Genomic DNA, 16,986 nt, shown 5'->3' with positions numbered 1-16,986 from the left:
GATACAGAAGTGAGAAGCTAAGCGAACCTTGGCTTCTTTTTCTATCCTCTCTCTACAGTTTAGGAGCATGGAAAAAATAGATTTTATGGTATAATAAGGGCATGAAAGTACTATTGTATTTAGAAGGAAAGACAGTTTTAGAAAAATCAGGTATCGGGCGAGCCTTGTATCATCAAATGGAGGCGCTTGATTTGGCTGGTATTCCCTACACGACAGACCTCTTAGGGGACTACGATGTGGTCCATATCAATACCTACGGTCCCCGCAGTTGGTTCTTGCTCAAGGCTGCCAAGCGTCGAGGAAAAAAGGTGATTTTGCATGGGCATTCGACCATGGAAGATTTCAGAAATTCCTTTATTGGTTCAAATCTCCTCGCTCCTTTTGTCGGGAAATACCTAGCTAGCATGTACCAGCAGGCTGATTTTGTCATTACACCATCTGAATACTCCAAGAAATTGATTCAGGGCTATGGCGTGACAACCCCGATTGTTGCTGTTTCAAATGGGATTGATCTTGACAAATACCAAAAAGATTCCCACAAGGAAGAAGTGTTTCGTAAGCATTTTGACCTTGCTGAAGACCAGCCAGTCGTGGTTTGTGCCGGACTTTATTTCCGTCGCAAGGGGATTGAAGATTTTGTTAAAGTGGCAGAACGGCTGCCCCATGTCCGCTTTATTTGGCTAGGGAGTGTCAACAAGTGGATTATTCCTTCCTACATTCGCAAGATTGTCGAAGGCAATCATCCGGCAAATGTATCTTTTCCTGGTTATTTCAAGGGTGCTGTCTTTCAAGGGGCTATGAGCGGTGCGGATGCCTTTTTCTTCCCATCTTATGAGGAGACCGAAGGAATCGTTGTCTTAGAAGCCCTTGCCAGTCACCAGCAGGTAGTCTTGCGGGATATTCCAGTCTATGAGGGCTGGATTGATGAAAATAGCGCTGAATTGGGCAATACAGTTGACGATTTTGTAGCCTCTATCCAGAAAATCTTGGATAAACAAGTGGATAAACGTGAGGCGGGTTATCGTGTAGCAGAAAGTCGTTCAATGGAGAAGGTATCACATCAACTGGCGTCTGCCTATCGTCAAGTAATGGAGTTATAGATGAGAATTGGACTATTTACAGATACCTATTTTCCACAGGTATCAGGGGTCGCAACGTCAATCAAGACCCTAAAGACCGAGCTTGAAAAGCAGGGACACCGTGTTTTTATCTTTACGACAACAGATAAGGATGTCAATCGTTATGAAGATTGGGATATTATTCGGATTCCAAGTGTGCCCTTCTTTGCGTTCAAGGATCGGCGGGTCGCCTATCGTGGTTTTACAGATGCCCTAAAGATTGCGGGGCGTTATGACCTTGACATCATCCATACCCAGACGGAATTTTCCTTGGGGATTTTGGGGAAAATGATTGCACGAGAGCTGGATATTCCAGTTGTTCATACCTATCATACCCAGTATGAGGATTATGTTCGCTATATTGCCAAGGGGAAGTTGATTCGTCCCAGCATGGTCAAGTACTTGGTGCGGGCTTTTTTGAGCGATTTAGACGGGGTGATTTGTCCCAGTGAAATTGTGGAAAATCTCTTAACAGAGTACAATGTTTTGATTTCAAAACGGGTTATTCCGACCGGGATTGAGTTGGCCAAGTTTGACCGCCCAGAGATTACGGCAGAAGCGACAGCTGAATTACGGGAGCAATTGGGCATTGCGCCAGATGAGACCATGTTGCTCAGCCTATCACGGATTTCTTATGAGAAAAATATTCAAGCCATTATCGAAGCGATGCCGCGCATTCTTTCAGAAAATGAAAAAGTCAAGCTGGTCATTGCAGGTGGTGGACCTTACGCCAAGGATTTGGAGCAACAGATTGAGGCCTTACAGCTCACGGAGCAAGTCTTGATGACGGGCATGATTGCGCCGAGCGAAACGGCCCTCTATTATAAGGCGGCAGATTTCTTCATTTCAGCATCAACCAGCGAAACGCAGGGCTTAACCTATCTGGAGAGTCTCGCTTCGGGGACGCCTGTTATTGCCGAGTGGAATCCTTATTTGGAAAATGTCGTGACGGACAAGATGTTTGGTACCTTATACAGGCATGAAGCAGAATTGGCGGATGCGGTGTTGGATGCTATTTTGGTAACACCACGCATGAGTCCGCATCATCTCGCGAAAAAATTGTACGATATTTCTGCGGAAAACTTTGGTAGAAGAGTCTATGAATACTATCTAGATTTGAAGATTTCCTATGATTTCAGAAAAGAGCATATCAATGAGGATAGTACAGCTGAAAGTCTATTCAAGGAGGCGATGAGTTTGCCCAAACGGGCCTTTGTCAAATCATCTGATACAACAGCAGCTATCTTTAAAAAGTCAGTCGAGCAGGTGAAGTCTATCCGAGATTATTTTGAAGACTAATGGTTTCATTCACTGGTGTGATAGAAGGAGGGACTATGAAAGTCGTTAAGAGAGAGGGGATATTTCTCCTTGTCGTCATCTTTATGTACATAGGATTTCCGACGTTGATTCCCTTTTTTAGTAGCGATACCATGTTTCAAAAAGCTCTCTATGTGAATCATGTGATTATCTATATTCCTGTTGTGTTGTTGCTAACGAGTCTCATCTACAGCTTGCTATACGGCTTTAAGCTTTGCCATGTCCTCTACGTATTTTTGCTCTTTCCCTTGACCGTAGTCATTTTTCAAGAATGGATTTTCATCTACCAAATGATCTACAGTTTTTTGGCTCTTTTGGGGGGTGGCGTTGGACATCTGATGTATCGCTTGCGAAAAGGACAATGAAAATCAGAAAAAATACTTGAAATTTTACCTAAAGGTGCTATAATAACAATCAGAGACAAGTCTATTAGGAACTTTTTTCAAGAGAGTGCGTGGTTGCTGCAAACGCATAAAAAGCCTAATGAGATACTCCTCTCCTAGCTTTTATGAAAACATAAAACGGTTGCTACGATATAGCTAATTCGAGGTGCTAGCCCTATTGACATGAGGTGAATAGTTGGTCAGCACGAATGAAGGTGGAACCACGTTACGACGTCCTTTTCGGGATGTCGTTTTTATTTTTTGATGAGAGAATATATTGAAAACTATTTTAATACTCGTCAAAAATCAAAGTCTGACGTCGTTAACTCATCTTGCTGAACTTTAGTTCTAGCTACGATTTCGTTGCCTAGTCAGATTTTGATTTTTATAGAGTATAAAATGGATGATGCAATTTCTCCTAATCTGCAGCAGTATACTTCTTTGTTGGCTTATCAGTGGTTGCTTAGTATTTTTTGTAAGATAAAGTGGACTGTAGATGTTGCCGAGGAAACTTCTCCCGATGATAAGTATCGTGTAGTCTTTCAGGAGAGAGAGGCACCCGATTGGCCATTTGGGTCAGCTCATGCTAGGGTGATTCTCTATGAGGGTTCTCAAGTCATTGAACGATTTGATGAGGACGTTGCAACTGATGGGGTACACTTTAACGAGTATCATTATTCGATATATTGGAAAGAAGATGAGGTGGCCATCACTTTTTTCGGTGAGCAAGACCCCGTTCAGCGAGTGATTCCCCTTGAGGATTGAATTCGTTTCTTTGGTGTAGAAGGAGAAAAAAGCGCTTTGCGATGTGATGAAACAAGGAGGAGATAATGGAAAATTTTACAGCTGATAAGCTCAAGTGGACAAGAAAGCCTGCGGCTTATAGTCTATCAGATGAGGAAATCACGATTACAACGCTTCCACATACGGATCTCTGGCAGCGGACCTATTACCATTTCCGTAACGACAATGCCCCGGTGCTACAAATGGAGACAGACGAGGAATTTTTCTCTTTTGTCGTAAAGACGCAGTTTGATAGCAAGCACCGATTTGATCAATGTGGCGTTGTGGTTTATCTAGATAGTGAAAACTGGCTTAAGGCCTCGATTGAGTATGAAAATGAGACCATGCAGCATTTGGGTAGTGTCGTGACTAATCACGGCTATTCAGACTGGGCAACGACGGAGATTGAAGCAGATGTAAGAGAAATGTGGTACCGACTTAGCCGCAGGGGACAGGATTTTCGTGTTGAATGTTCAAGAGACGGAAAGCACTTTGAACAGATGCGGATTTGCCACTTGCATGAGGCTTCGGGTAGGATTTCTTTTGGTATCTATGCTTGCAGTCCAGAAGATTCATCTTTCACTGCTCGCTTTACCAACCTGTTCTTTGGGGAATGCGCCTGGCAGGCTCACGATGGTCAGGTACCGGATGACTTTGTTTAAATGAATGATAAAAAATAAGGAGAAAGATATGATTAAGATTACATTTCCAGATGGCGCTGTGCGCGAATTTGAGTCTGGTGTTACAACCTTTGAGATTGCACAATCAATTAGCAATTCTCTAGCTAAAAAGGCGCTCGCTGGTAAATTCAATGGCAAATTGATCGATACCACTCGTGCGATTGTTGAAGATGGTTCGCTTGAAATCGTCACTCCAGACCACGAAGATGCGCTTGATATCTTGCGCCACTCAGCTGCCCACTTGTTTGCACAAGCGGCTCGCCGCCATTTCCCAGACATTCACTTGGGAGTTGGTCCTGCGATTCAAGACGGTTTCTACTATGATACTGACAATGAAGCGGGTCAGATTTCAAATGAAGATTTGGCAGTTATTGAAGACGAGATGAGAAAAATCGTCAAAGAGAATTTCCCAAGCATCCGTGAGGAAGTGTCAAAAGATGAAGCGCGTGAGATTTTCAAAAACGATCCTTACAAATTGGAGTTGATTGAGGAGCATTCTGAGGACGAGGGTGGCTTGACCATTTACCGTCAGGGCGAATATGTGGATCTTTGCCGAGGCCCTCATGTGCCGTCAACTGGTCGCATTCAGGTCTTCCAATTGCTCAACGTGGCAGGGGCTTACTGGCGTGGAAATAGCGACAATGCCATGATGCAACGGGTCTATGGTACGGCTTGGTTTGATAAAAAAGATTTGAAAAACTACATTCAAATGCGGGAAGAAGCCAAAGAACGTGACCACAGAAAGCTTGGTAAAGAGCTTGATTTGTTCATGATTAGCCAAGAAGTAGGACAGGGGCTGCCATTCTGGTTGCCAAATGGAGCGACAATCCGCCGTACCTTGGAGCGCTACATCACTGATAAGGAATTGGCGTCTGGCTACCAACACGTCTACACTCCACCGCTTGCTTCTGTTGAGCTTTACAAGACTTCCGGTCACTGGGAGCATTACCAAGAAGACATGTTCCCACCGATGGACATGGGAGACGGGGAAGAATTTGTTCTACGTCCAATGAACTGTCCGCACCATATCCAAGTCTACAAAAACCACGTGCGTTCGTACCGCGAATTGCCGGTTCGTATCGCTGAGCTCGGTATGATGCACCGTTATGAAAAATCAGGCGCACTTTCAGGGCTCCAACGTGTGCGTGAAATGACCTTGAATGACGGACATATCTTCGTTGCACCAGAGCAAATCCAAGAGGAGTTCAAACGGGCTCTTCAGTTGATTATCGATGTCTATGAAGATTTCAACTTGACTGACTATCGCTTCCGCCTGTCTTATCGTGATCCAGAAGATAAGCATAAATATTATGACAATGACGAGATGTGGGAAAATGCTCAAGCTATGCTGAAAGGTGCTATGGACGACATGGGCTTGAATTACTTTGAAGCAGAGGGAGAAGCTGCCTTCTACGGTCCAAAACTGGATATTCAAGTAAAAACAGCCCTTGGAAATGAAGAAACATTGTCAACTATTCAGCTTGACTTCTTGCTTCCAGAGCGCTTTGACCTCCACTATATCGGAGCAGATGGGGAAGAGCACCGTCCAGTCATGATTCACCGTGGAGTGATTTCAACCATGGAGCGCTTTACGGCTATCCTGATTGAAACGTACAAAGGAGCATTTCCAACATGGCTTGCCCCAACTCAGGTAACCCTTATCCCCGTTTCAAATGAAAAACACGTGGACTATGCCTGGGAAGTTGCAAAAGAATTGCAAAACCGTGGAGTACGTGCCGTTGTTGATGAGCGCAATGAAAAAATGCAGTACAAGATTCGCCAAAGTCAAACAGGTAAAATTCCATATCAATTAATCGTCGGAGACAAGGAAATGGAAGACCGAGCGGTTAACGTTCGTCGCTATGGACACAAGGAAACACAGACCGTTAGCCTTACTGATTTTACCGAGCAAATCCTTGCTGACATCGCAAACTACTCTCGTGCGAAAAAAGACGCTTAGGCCTTGTATCCATAAGCGAAGTAATTCTAATCGGGAGCTTATACTCGTCAAAAATCAAAGTTTGACGTCGTTAACTCACCTTATCCTCAGCTAGCATTAGTCTGGGGGACTGTTGAAGGTTGGAAATAAGGCTAGCGAAGAATAGTTAGCTAGCCTCTTTAATAGAATGTTGATTTATCAACATTTTACAGACCAGACAACTACTGTGCTAATCTGTTAAATATACAAAAATAATGAGGTTAAGGATTTTTGTCCCAGCCTCATTATTTGGTATTTTGGAAAGGAGGAAATCATGTGGCACATTCTAGCAAAAGGCAACTGGTCTTTTAGCCAAAAAGGACTAGCAGAACGCTATCGTATAGCGGAACAAGTGCTTGCATTAAAAGAGCAAGGCTGGTCAGATGAGACACTAGAAAGGACAGTAGAGCGACAGCTAGACTTGGGTGATAGTCGGATTGGCTCCAGCTTATTTCGTGAGCTTTGGTGGCTGGAAAAAATGTCCAAAACGCCGCGTCAGCTCTTGCAAGTTTTAGTTACAATTGTAGGCATGCCAGAGGATGTCTCGGGAGAATTAGTAGAAAATCAGGCATTCGTTGCACGGTTTCACCCAGATCTTGCACCACATGATCCTTTCTGGTGGGAACTTTCTGATGTTGTTAATCAAGCCTTTCCAAAGGACACTATGGCAGAAAAAGACTTGCTGGCACGGCAACTCCACCAGCTGCGCTACGTCATCTCTAGCCAGCAGGCAGAGTATGTCCGCAAGCATTTTAAAGAAGCTGATGAGACAGACAGTCAGGCACTTGCTCGTTATCTAAGGAAAACCTATCCTTGGTGGTGCTGGAAAAAAGACTATACAATTGGCACTTCAGCCCGTCTTCATAACAAGCTTAGGTTTGAAAAGGGGCAAAAATTCTATCCGTCAGGCTATCCGTCTTTTAATATCAAAATTTTGCTTCATTTTCATACGGAATTTATCCTCGACAGTCGGGGCAATTTTCTCAATGAAATGGATGCTCAAGAAGTTACTGAAATTGGCATTGTCAATGGAGCGAGCTTTAACTATGGCAAAGCAGGCAAACGCCACTGGGACTTGGATGTAGATACCGTTGGTCCGCATGATCCTGCCTTTCGCAACCGAGCGACTAAGGGGTTTCGAGCTCCAAATCGCAGTGGCAAGACAGAAGCGGATTATGAGCGCAGCTATTTTAACTCGCAGGGACTGTATGCCGAAAACGGTTTGTCCAATTACCAACAGACCAAGCGAGTGGTGCGGGACTTTAAGCGCCTGCGGTAGAAAAAGTACTTGTAAATCAGAATGAATTCCTGTAAAATCAAGCTATATAAAAGTCTGTGAGGTCATGAAAATGGAGGTTACATCATTTGTACATGCTGTCTTGACGCAGGATGAAGGAAAGCTGAGAACCTTTTTTGCCGAGAATGCCGTGATTCGCTGGCCCTGCACCAATGAGTGCTTTTCTGTAGACGAGTATCTTCGAGCCAATTGTGACTATCCTGGAGATTGGGATGGGGAGATTGAGCGTATAGAGGAAGCAGGAGATACTATCATTGTGGTGCTCCGAGTCTTTCCTGTGGATAAATGCTTTTCTGTTCATGCTGTTAGCTTTATCAAAACGCAAGAGAACGTGATTGTGGAGTTAGACGAATACTGGGCAGACGATGGAGACATTCCTGACTGGAGAAAAGCGATGGGGATTGGCAGACCAATTATGTAGTGATGAAAGAAACCGCTGAGAGGACCTCAGCGGTTTGATGATAGTTAGTGAAAAATAGATTAATGGGTAAAATCAAGTACCATACGTCCTTGAATGGTTCCAGCAGCCATTTCGTCAAATACAGCAGGAGCATCCTCTACTGAACGAGTTTGCACAACTGGTACTACTAAGCCTTCAGCTCCAAATTGAAAGGCTTCTTCAAGATCTTTGCGAGTTCCTACTAGAGAACCGACCACTTGAATACCATCAAGAACGGTCTTGACAATGCTGAGGTCCATCATTTCAGAAGGAAGACCGACGGCAACGACACGACCACCAGCACGGACACTGTCTACTGCTTGGTTAAAGGCAACTTTTGAGACAGCTGTTACAACAGCAGAGTGCGCACCACCAGTTTTTTCTTGAATCAGACCAGCTACATCTTCCACCTCATGTCCATTGATGACAATATCGGCACCAACCTGTTTGGCTAATTCCAATTTATCATTATTGATATCAATAGCAATAACATGGGCATTGAAGACTTTCTTTGCATACTGAACAGCCAAGTTTCCAAGTCCACCAGCACCAAAAAGGGCAATCCATTGACCTGGTTTTAGCTGAGCTTCTTTGATAGCTTTGTAAGTAGTTACACCGGCACAAGTAATGGAACTAGCCTGTGCTGGGTCAAGATTTTCAGGAACTTTGACAGCATAGTCGGCAGTTACAATACATTGCTCTGCCATTCCTCCATCAACAGAGTAACCAGCATTTTTTACCGTACGGCAGAGTGTTTCACGACCTGTATTGCAGTATTCACAAGCGCCACAGCCTTCGAAGAACCAAGCTACACTGACACGATCGCCGACTTTCAAACTTTTTACATCTGGGGCGATTTCTTTGACAATCCCAATTCCTTCATGTCCAAGGATACGACCAGGAACCTGACCGAAATCACCATGAGCTACGTGTAGGTCTGTATGGCAGACACCACAATACTCAATTTCAACGAGAGCTTCCCCTGTTTCAAGCGGACGTAGCTCTTTTTCGACTACTTCTACACCAGTAGATTCAGAATTTACAACAACAGCTTTCATAAACTGCCTCCTATAATGTTTTTTCACATTCATTATCTCACAAATGTCACAGAAAAACAAATCAACTGATTACATTTTAAAAATTCTTGTGATGCTAGAAAAGACGAAATCGAGCACTTCAACAGTACGAGTCTTGCGCATACTTATTTGAATGCGAGCTAAAATCTCGGAAAATAGACGTGCCTTCCTAGAAATACGATTTCTTCGTCAGTCCCCCTAATTTTCTGTCGATTTTTTAACGCTCTTATATCATGTTATTTGAATGCGAGCTAAAATCTCGGAAAATAGATGAGCCTTTCTAGAAATACGATTTCTTCGTCAGTCTCCCTTATTTTCTGTCGATTTTTTTGCGCCCTTATATCATGTTATTTGAATGCGAGCTAAAATCTCGGAAAATAGACGTGCCTCCCTTGAAATACGATTTCTTCGTCAGTCCCCCTCATTTTCTGTCGATTTTTTAACGCTCTTATATCATGTTATTTGAATGCGAGCTAAAATCTCGGAAAATAGACGCGCCTTCCTAGAAATACGATTTCTTCGTCGGTCTCCCTCGTTTTCTGTCGATTTTTTAACGCTCTTATATCATGTTAAAAGCAACACCGACAAATGAAGTCACTAAAAAAGTCAGAGTGACTGAAAATGAAACGAATAATCTAATCCAAAAATGAAAAGCCGAGTGATTGACACTTAGTCTCTTTTGAGAAAGTACTAATCATTCGGTTTTTATCGCATTATTTTTTATCAAAAGACTTTTTCAGCCGATATTGATTATTGCAAAAATTTTGAAGAAATGATGACTGAGGAGATTCAGTATCCAGTCGATATTTCTAAAAAAATCAAAGAAAGCGGGCAAATCACTCTCAAGCGAGGGGGTGTCGTTTGGACTTTTTCTTGGTTGAATCACTCTAGATCACTAGCTAAGGATGTTGAAAAATCAGTATCTTCAGAGGTTGCTTTTGTGAAATGATCACATATTAATCGGATTTTAAGGGCCTTATGATGTTGTGAATACAGGTTCTAAAATGAAGACTTCTTCCGAGTATTCTTGTCCTACCAGAAAGAAGTCTTTTTATGTATTTCAGATTAGTTTTTTGTTAAATGATTTATACCAAATGCTGTTTGATCAGTAAGTACATATCCATCTTTCTTGCCAAGTCCCCAATAGATTTTAGAGCGAAAACAGAATATAAATACGATAATGAACCAAAGTACGGCAAGAGCATAGTCATACCAGATATACATTTTGCTATCAAATACATTGATGAAATAGTACATGCCAATAGGACCTAGTCCTAAAATTGCGGTAATTAAGCCGGCATTGTAAATGCTTTTTAACCTTAAATTAAATATTGAATGCATAATGACTTCCATTAACAGAAACAACATGGCAGATAATGTTAGAAAACGCACATTAGGTAGTAAAAGTGGGAATACATAAACTAAAATTAGGAATGTCCAGTTTCCAAACATAGAACTGAGATTGTTGCAATCCCACTTGGTTTTATCCATCTCATTGGTGCCGAGAAGTAGTTTTACTCCGAGTAGAGGAAATCCTCCTGGATAACCGAATTCCTCGAAAAAATGTAGAAACAAAATACAAATGGAAGCCAAAAGACATTTTTGCACCTCGGTTACTGGTACAAAGACTGCAAGCAGAGCAGTTAGACCAGCGAGATAGATAGAAATGTTATACCAATTATTTATCATTTTTTTCATAGAAATTACCTCTCAATTAGATTATAATTAAATTATAATACGACACAGTGTAAAATAAAACAGGCAGTAGAGTGTAAAATGTCTAATTATAGGGGGCAATATGGCGCGTCCAAGGAAAACGGAATATGCTAATAGGGCTGTAGTAAAAATAGAAAATGCTTTTTGGAAACTTTTAGAGACGGAGAAATATACGGATATTACTGTTCTTAGGATTGTTCAAGATTCTGGGGTTAATCGTAATTCTTTTTATTATCATTATAAAGGTATGGATGATTTGGCTTATCAAGCTTTTAAGAATAATACAAGGAACGATGCCTCGAGAATGATGATTTCGTCAATTTTAACTGTCTTAACATTGCAAGATGATGAAAAAAATTCAGATATTGATATGTCTATTTTACCAAATTCGAGGCGTATCATGTTGTGTGCTAGAAGTGAGTCAACATACCTGAAACAACTGGTGAATGACTTTTTAAAGGAGATATGGTTAGATTCTTTTTCGATTAATGAAGAGTGTTTGACAACAGAGGAGAAATTACAACTTGATTTTATTTTTGCAGGGATTGTAACTACTCTGGGAAGTCAAGAGATTGAGAATAATCCGCTTTTGATGTTAAAACTTGTGTTGTCAGAAATAGGAAAATCGATGCTTTTAACGATGAAGAAGATATCAGTAGCGCAAAATAATCGTTTTCTAGAAACTAAGCAGAATTTACAGGGATGATAAATTCCAATTTTCATAACGATAGTAAATCTTAATTTCTAGTTACAGTCTTTATTCATTATGTCTTATTGCTCCAATCACTCACGCACAATGACTTAGAACTTGTATTCACAAAAGATGTTAAACTAAAGGTATGATACGAAAAAGATATGATAGAGGTTTAACTGTTCAAGAATGGGGTAAACTTGGGTCCTATTTCTCAAACGCTGCTCCTCAATTAAGACTTTTTCAGCCGACATTGATTATTGCAAAAATTTTGAAGAAATGATGACTGAGGAGTTCCAGTGTCCAGTCGATATTTCTAAAAAAGTCAAATGAAGCGGGCAAATCACTCCCAAATGAGGGGGTGTCGGTTGGACTTTCTCTTGGTTGAATCACTCTAGATCATTAGCTAAGGATGTTGAAAAATCAGTATCTTCAGAGGTTGCTTTTGTGAAATGATCACATATTAGTCGGATTTTAAGGGTCTTATGATGTTGCGTATACGGATTCTTAGATTATTTCTTGACTTTTAATATAGACTGCCTTCTTTCTTTTTAGTAGCTAGAAAATTTCCCTCTACACTTCCTCCATGCGAATTTGAAGGAGATTTGGTATAATAGCATAAGAATGACGAGGTGAGAAAAGATGAAAAAAATCTTGATTGTAGATGATGAAAAGCCGATTTCGGATATTATCAAATTTAATATGACACGGGAGGGTTACGAGGTGGTAACGGCCTTTGACGGTCGAGAAGCCTTGGCGGTCTTTGAAGCGGAGTTTCCAGACATCGTGATTTTGGACTTGATGTTGCCAGAGATTGACGGACTTGAAGTGGCACGCACGATTCGTAAGACCAGCAATGTTCCGATTTTGATGCTGTCTGCAAAAGACAGTGAGTTTGATAAGGTCATCGGTCTTGAAATTGGGGCTGACGATTATGTGACCAAGCCCTTTTCCAATCGCGAGTTGCAGGCGCGGGTCAAGGCCTTGTTGCGCCGCAGTGAATTAGCTGAGACCCATGTAGAGATTGATACGACAGGGACTCCTGAGTTGACCATTCGGGATTTGGTCATTCTTCCAGATGCCTTTGTAGCTAAAAAGCACGGCAAGGAGTTGGAGTTGACCCACCGCGAATTCGAGTTGCTCCACCATTTGGCTAAGCACTTGGGTCAGGTCATGACGCGGGAGCACTTGCTTGAGACTGTCTGGGGTTATGATTACTTCGGAGATGTGCGGACGGTGGATGTAACCGTGCGTCGTTTGCGTGAGAAGATTGAAGATACACCGAGCCGACCAGAATACATCTTAACACGGCGTGGTGTAGGCTATTATATAAAGGGAAATGATTAATCAATTACGGTATTTAATAACGACACCTGAGTTTTGGTTTGTAGTCATCTTGATTGGTTTTGTCATTGCATTGACAGTCTTACTGATTGAAAATCACCGGGATAATCAGCAAATCAAGGAACTCAATAAAAAGGTCAAACGCTTGATTGAACTAGACTACTCAGATGTTCTTGATATGCGGGGCAGTCCTGAAATTACAGAAATGGCGAATTCGCTCAATGATTTGTCAGAAGTCATTAGGCTGACCCATGATCATTTGGAGCAGGAAAAGACACGTCTGTCTTCGATTCTCGCTTATATGAGTGACGGAGTAATGGCCGCAGACCGCATGGGTCGGGTTATCGTGGTCAATGAAACCGCGCAAAAGCAGTTGGGACTTACTTCTAAAACAACGGAACAGCGGGATTTATTAGAAATCTTGGGCATTCGTGAGGACTACAGTTTTCGGGATTTGCTAGCGCAGACACCTGAAATTGTCATCGAACATGATAATGAAAATGGTGAATTTCTGACCTTGCGGGCTAATTTTGCGACTATTCGGAGTGAGAGTGGTTTGATTTCTGGTCTGGTTGTCGTTTTGCACGATATGACCGAGCAGGCCAAGGAAGAGCGGGAGCGGCGCTTGTTTGTTTCAAATGTCAGTCACGAGTTGCGGACACCACTGACTTCGGTCAAATCCTATCTGGAAGCCCTTGATGACGGGGCTTTGACCGAATCCGTCGCACCGAGCTTTGTTAAGGTGTCGCTCGATGAGACCAACCGCATGATGCGGATGATTTCAGACTTGTTGAGCCTGTCACGTATTGATAATCAAGTCAGTTCAGCGGATGTGGAGTTGATTAACTTTACAGCCTTTGTGACCTTTATCTTAAACCGCTTTGATCAGATGAAGAGTCAGCAGGAAAACGGTAAGGAATATACTATTGTCCGTGATTACCAGATTATACCGATTTGGATTGAAATTGATACGGATAAGATGACCCAGGTCATGGATAATATTTTGAACAATGCCATTAAGTATTCACCAGACGGTGGGAAAATCACCTTTAGCATGAAAACGACAGATACTCAGTTGATTGTTTCCATTTCTGATGAGGGCTTGGGCATTCCCAAGGCTGATTTACCACGGATTTTTGACCGCTTTTATCGGGTGGATAAGGCCCGTTCACGGGCGCAAGGTGGTACAGGGCTTGGTCTTGCCATTGCAAAGGAAATTGTCAAGCAACACAAGGGCTTCATCTGGGCTAAGAGTGAATATGGACATGGTTCCACCTTCACCATTGTGCTACCATACAGTAAAGATATGACAGCTGATGAGTGGGAGGATGCAGAAGAGGAAGAATAGGAGTGTATGGGAGAAACAGGTTTTCGATATAGTATTTTAGCCTCTGGTTCGAGTGGAAATTCCTTCTATTTAGAAACAGAGAAGAAAAAGATTTTGGTGGACGCAGGCTTGTCGGGCAAGAAAATCACCAGTTTGCTGGCAGAAATTGGCCGCAGACCGGAGGATTTGGATGCCATTTTAGTTACGCACGAGCATAGCGATCATATTCACGGGATTGGCGTTCTAGCTCGTAAATATGGCATGGACATTTATGCTAACGAAGCGACCTGGCAGGCTATGGAGGGAAAGCTAGGAAAGATTTCCCTTGAGCAAAAGCATATTTTTGAGTTGGGTGTGACCAAGACCTTTGGGGACTTGGACATTGAAAGTTTCGGGGTCAGCCATGATGCGGCTTGTCCACAATTTTACCGCTTTATGAAAGATGACAAGAGCTTTGTCATGTTGACGGATACGGGCTATGTCAGTGACCGCCTGGCAGGGATTGTGGAAAATGCGGACGGGTACCTGATTGAGTCCAACCACGATGTGGAAATCTTGCGGGCGGGTTCTTATTCATGGAATCTCAAGCAGCGTATTTTGTCCGATAAGGGACACCTTTGTAACGAGGACGGCGCAGATGCCATGATTCGCTCACTTGGAAATCGGACCAAGAAGATTTACCTTGGTCACCTCAGCAAGGAGAACAACATCAAGGAACTAGCCCACATGACCATGGTCAATCAGCTGGCTCAAGCGGATTTGGGAGTTGGCGTTGACTTCCAAATATATGATACATCGCCAGACACTGCTACACCCTTAACGGAGATATAATCACATCAGAGCCATATGGACGTTTACCGTCTGTATGGTTTTTGTCTGTAAGAGAAATCTCCTTGTCAGTGGTTAAAAAGTGTGGTATAGTATGCTTAATAAATGAAAAGAGGTTCGAAAAACCATGAATAACAACTAAATCGACTGTTTGTTTTACCCCTTATACTCTATAAAATCAACATCTGATTAGCCGATGAAATCGAAGGTAGTAGGCTGAGACAAACCTAGCCTGAACCTAGAAATACAGGAGTAAGGATAATCGATTTCTTCGAAATCACGATTGAGTCCCACTTCCGCAGGTGAGTTAACGATAGAAGCAGCTGATTTTTGATGAGTATTATTTCTGTGCACTGAGGATAGTGCTGATACAAGGGGCAAGACTGTACTGTTGAGATTTAGAAGTTTTACTTGATGAACATGGTGAGGTGATGAATTGATGTGTCTCGCTTGGATGTTCATGAGTAGTCATTGGTTTTTCTTTGACTGTCACAGCAAAGGAAGGCTATGTTAGAGATTGCTACTTTAGCATGGCTTTTTATGTACCCTTCTAAATCTTTTTGCAAGCATCAGAAGGAGACGAAGTATGGAAGTTATCAGCTGTATCAATCTTCAAAAGGAAGTGGAAGGCAGAAAGTTAGTCACTATTCCTCATTTGGAAGTTCAATCAGGACAAAGAATTGGCATCATAGGTGAAAATGGGATAGGAAAGTCTAGTTTGTTAAACATATTTATCGGAGCAGATGAAGAATACCGTGGACAGGTATGGATACACTCGGATTGGGCTTATGTACCCCAGCTGAAGGAGGCGAGTAGTTTATCGGGTGGTGAACAGACCTTGAAGGCTATCAAAAAAGCCTTGTCTCAACGGGCAGGTATCCTCTTTTTGGATGAGCCGACGGCTAATATGGATCAAGAAAATCGTCAGTGGTTGATTCATCAATTAAGACGGTATCGAGGAACAGTTATTGTCGTGAGCCATGATCGCTATTTTTTGAATCAAGTTGTTGACCATATTTGGCTATTAGCCGAACAAACAATTACGTCCTACGTAGGCAACTATCAGGCCTTTGAAGAAGCGAGAAGAAAGGAGCGTGAGCAGCAAGAACAGGCTTATCGCCACTACCAGCAGACGGTCAATCACTTGCGTGATATTGCACAAACGCGAAAACAAAGAGCAGATAAGCTAACCAAACGCAAAAAAGGGCGATCGAGTTCGGAGTGGAAAGTCCAATCCAAAATGGGAAGTTACGACAGTCAGGCAAAGGCTATGGGCAAGGGAGCAAAAGCGATTGAGAAGCGAATAGAACGCTTAGAAAAGATTAGGCAGCCCCGCAAAGAACCTTGGGTAAAATTGGAAATGAAAGGAGTAATCGAACAAGACATTCATACCTTATTTCGTTTAGAAGCAGGTCAGATTAGGATAGACGGTCAGTGGTTATTTGACTATCCTTCATTTTCGATGCAAAAAGGAGATCGTCTCGCACTTACAGGGAGAAATGGATCTGGTAAAACGACTTTTATTCGTCAGTTGGTGAGAAAAGAACTTGCAGGTTATTTTTCAGAAAAACTAGCCATAGCCTATTTTGCTCAGGATTTGCAGGATCTTGATGAAACACAATCAGCCTTTGAAAATGCCGCTAGTTGTTCAGTCCAAGATAAGGTAACGATTTTAAATCTACTGGCAATGCTTGGCATTCGCTATGAGAAAGCAAGACAGAAGGTGGCTGTTTTATCAGGCGGTGAGCGAGTTCGACTCTCCTTAGCAAAAGCCCTGCTGAGTGACCATAACCTCTTGGTCTTGGATGAGCCGACAAATTTCTTAGACTTGACTACCCTTTTAGCTCTAGAACGATTTTTAACAGAGTACAAAGGAAGCTTACTCCTGATTTCACACGATAAAGACTTTGTTAAAAATGTGACCAATCAGACTTGGCAGATTGAAAATGGTATCTTGTGCCAAACAAAATTCGGAGAGTAACAGATTGGTTTTAACAGAAAAAACAAGT

At 42.3% G+C, this 16,986-nt stretch carries 15 protein-coding genes; 13 read left to right on the top strand and 2 right to left on the bottom strand.

Annotated elements, in window-relative coordinates; translation table 11 throughout:
* Window positions 1-101: 101 nt before the first annotated feature.
* The 8 genes from CHF41_RS08965 to CHF41_RS08930 all read left to right on the top strand — a co-directional run bounded on the left by CHF41_RS08965 (window position 102) and on the right by CHF41_RS08930 (window position 7,977).
* Entirely contained in the window at window positions 102-1,100 is a 999-nt protein-coding gene (locus CHF41_RS08965) for an LTA glycolipid anchor biosynthesis glycosyltransferase, IagA/BgsA family (RefSeq protein WP_119876950.1), read from the top strand.
* Window positions 1,101-2,417: a glycosyltransferase family 4 protein gene (locus CHF41_RS08960; RefSeq protein WP_119876949.1), complete on the top strand. Its 1,317-nt coding sequence runs from the start codon at window positions 1,101-1,103 to the stop codon at window positions 2,415-2,417. It abuts the gene before it with no gap.
* Window positions 2,418-2,452: 35 nt separating this feature from the next.
* Window positions 2,453-2,800: a hypothetical protein gene (locus CHF41_RS08955; RefSeq protein ID WP_119876948.1), complete on the top strand. Its 348-nt coding sequence runs from the start codon at window positions 2,453-2,455 to the stop codon at window positions 2,798-2,800.
* Window positions 2,801-3,217: 417 nt separating this feature from the next.
* Entirely contained in the window at window positions 3,218-3,583 is a 366-nt protein-coding gene (locus tag CHF41_RS08950; protein ID WP_119876947.1) for a hypothetical protein, read from the top strand.
* 65 nt (window positions 3,584-3,648) lie between these two features.
* Window positions 3,649-4,263, top strand: coding sequence for a DUF1349 domain-containing protein (locus CHF41_RS08945; RefSeq protein WP_119876946.1), 615 nt, complete (start codon window positions 3,649-3,651; stop codon window positions 4,261-4,263).
* 28 nt (window positions 4,264-4,291) lie between these two features.
* Window positions 4,292-6,241 carry a threonine--tRNA ligase gene (thrS, locus tag CHF41_RS08940; protein WP_119876945.1) on the top strand — a complete coding sequence of 650 codons (1,950 nt, stop codon included), beginning with the start codon at window positions 4,292-4,294 and terminating at the stop codon, window positions 6,239-6,241.
* A gap of 292 nt (window positions 6,242-6,533) precedes the next feature.
* On the top strand, window positions 6,534-7,538 hold the full coding sequence (locus CHF41_RS08935; protein ID WP_119876944.1) for a DUF3114 domain-containing protein: 1,005 nt from the start codon (window positions 6,534-6,536) through the stop codon (window positions 7,536-7,538).
* A 70-nt stretch (window positions 7,539-7,608) separates the two neighbouring features.
* Window positions 7,609-7,977 (top strand): nuclear transport factor 2 family protein, encoded by a 369-nt coding sequence (locus CHF41_RS08930; protein WP_119876943.1) that lies wholly within the window; start codon window positions 7,609-7,611, stop codon window positions 7,975-7,977.
* 59 nt (window positions 7,978-8,036) lie between these two features.
* Here CHF41_RS08930 and adhP read toward each other — a convergent pair whose 3' ends face one another.
* Together adhP and CHF41_RS08920 are read right to left on the bottom strand one after the other, a co-directional pair.
* Window positions 8,037-9,053, bottom strand: a complete 1,017-nt coding sequence (gene adhP, locus CHF41_RS08925; protein WP_119876942.1) for an alcohol dehydrogenase AdhP — start codon at window positions 9,051-9,053, stop codon at window positions 8,037-8,039.
* A 1,083-nt stretch (window positions 9,054-10,136) separates the two neighbouring features.
* Entirely contained in the window at window positions 10,137-10,769 is a 633-nt protein-coding gene (locus CHF41_RS08920; RefSeq protein WP_119876941.1) for an HXXEE domain-containing protein, read from the bottom strand.
* Between the two features lie 100 nt (window positions 10,770-10,869).
* Between CHF41_RS08920 and CHF41_RS08915 the strand changes: the two genes are divergently transcribed.
* From CHF41_RS08915 to abc-f, 5 genes are all read left to right on the top strand, one after another.
* Entirely contained in the window at window positions 10,870-11,493 is a 624-nt protein-coding gene (locus tag CHF41_RS08915) for a TetR/AcrR family transcriptional regulator (RefSeq protein WP_119876940.1), read from the top strand.
* Between the two features lie 627 nt (window positions 11,494-12,120).
* Entirely contained in the window at window positions 12,121-12,825 is a 705-nt protein-coding gene (gene yycF / locus CHF41_RS08910; RefSeq protein WP_119876939.1) for a response regulator YycF, read from the top strand.
* Window positions 12,818-14,170, top strand: a complete 1,353-nt coding sequence (gene vicK, locus CHF41_RS08905; protein ID WP_119876938.1) for a cell wall metabolism sensor histidine kinase VicK — start codon at window positions 12,818-12,820, stop codon at window positions 14,168-14,170. The genes yycF and vicK overlap by 8 nt, the downstream gene beginning before the upstream one ends.
* 6 nt (window positions 14,171-14,176) lie before the next feature.
* Window positions 14,177-14,980 carry an MBL fold metallo-hydrolase gene (locus tag CHF41_RS08900; protein WP_119876937.1) on the top strand — a complete coding sequence of 268 codons (804 nt, stop codon included), beginning with the start codon at window positions 14,177-14,179 and terminating at the stop codon, window positions 14,978-14,980.
* A gap of 583 nt (window positions 14,981-15,563) precedes the next feature.
* Window positions 15,564-16,958, top strand: a complete 1,395-nt coding sequence (gene abc-f, locus CHF41_RS08895) for a ribosomal protection-like ABC-F family protein (protein ID WP_119876936.1) — start codon at window positions 15,564-15,566, stop codon at window positions 16,956-16,958.
* Window positions 16,959-16,986 lie beyond the last annotated feature (28 nt).

Source organism: Streptococcus respiraculi (assembly GCF_003595525.1).
In the GTDB taxonomy this organism is placed as follows: Bacteria; Bacillota; Bacilli; order Lactobacillales; family Streptococcaceae; genus Streptococcus; species Streptococcus respiraculi.
The sequence above is the reverse complement of the archived record's forward strand: the minus strand, read 5'-3'. Positions and strand labels throughout refer to the sequence as shown.

Bases quoted from the DNA above. Each gene is read 5' to 3' on its own strand.
- CHF41_RS08955 (WP_119876948.1), top strand. From the start codon at position 2,453: ATGAAAGTCGTTAAGAGAGAGGGGATATTTCTCCTTGTCGTCATCTTT.
- CHF41_RS08960 (WP_119876949.1), top strand. From the start codon at position 1,101: ATGAGAATTGGACTATTTACAGATACCTATTTTCCACAGGTATCAGGG.
- CHF41_RS08945 (WP_119876946.1), top strand. From the start codon at position 3,649: ATGGAAAATTTTACAGCTGATAAGCTCAAGTGGACAAGAAAGCCTGCG.
- CHF41_RS08920 (WP_119876941.1), bottom strand. From the start codon at position 10,769: ATGAAAAAAATGATAAATAATTGGTATAACATTTCTATCTATCTCGCT.
- CHF41_RS08935 (WP_119876944.1), top strand. From the start codon at position 6,534: ATGTGGCACATTCTAGCAAAAGGCAACTGGTCTTTTAGCCAAAAAGGA.
- CHF41_RS08930 (WP_119876943.1), top strand. From the start codon at position 7,609: ATGGAGGTTACATCATTTGTACATGCTGTCTTGACGCAGGATGAAGGA.
- CHF41_RS08915 (WP_119876940.1), top strand. From the start codon at position 10,870: ATGGCGCGTCCAAGGAAAACGGAATATGCTAATAGGGCTGTAGTAAAA.
- CHF41_RS08950 (WP_119876947.1), top strand. From the start codon at position 3,218: ATGGATGATGCAATTTCTCCTAATCTGCAGCAGTATACTTCTTTGTTG.
- yycF (WP_119876939.1), top strand. From the start codon at position 12,121: ATGAAAAAAATCTTGATTGTAGATGATGAAAAGCCGATTTCGGATATT.
- abc-f (WP_119876936.1), top strand. From the start codon at position 15,564: ATGGAAGTTATCAGCTGTATCAATCTTCAAAAGGAAGTGGAAGGCAGA.
- adhP (WP_119876942.1), bottom strand. From the start codon at position 9,053: ATGAAAGCTGTTGTTGTAAATTCTGAATCTACTGGTGTAGAAGTAGTC.
- CHF41_RS08900 (WP_119876937.1), top strand. From the start codon at position 14,177: ATGGGAGAAACAGGTTTTCGATATAGTATTTTAGCCTCTGGTTCGAGT.
- CHF41_RS08965 (WP_119876950.1), top strand. From the start codon at position 102: ATGAAAGTACTATTGTATTTAGAAGGAAAGACAGTTTTAGAAAAATCA.
- thrS (WP_119876945.1), top strand. From the start codon at position 4,292: ATGATTAAGATTACATTTCCAGATGGCGCTGTGCGCGAATTTGAGTCT.
- vicK (WP_119876938.1), top strand. From the start codon at position 12,818: ATGATTAATCAATTACGGTATTTAATAACGACACCTGAGTTTTGGTTT.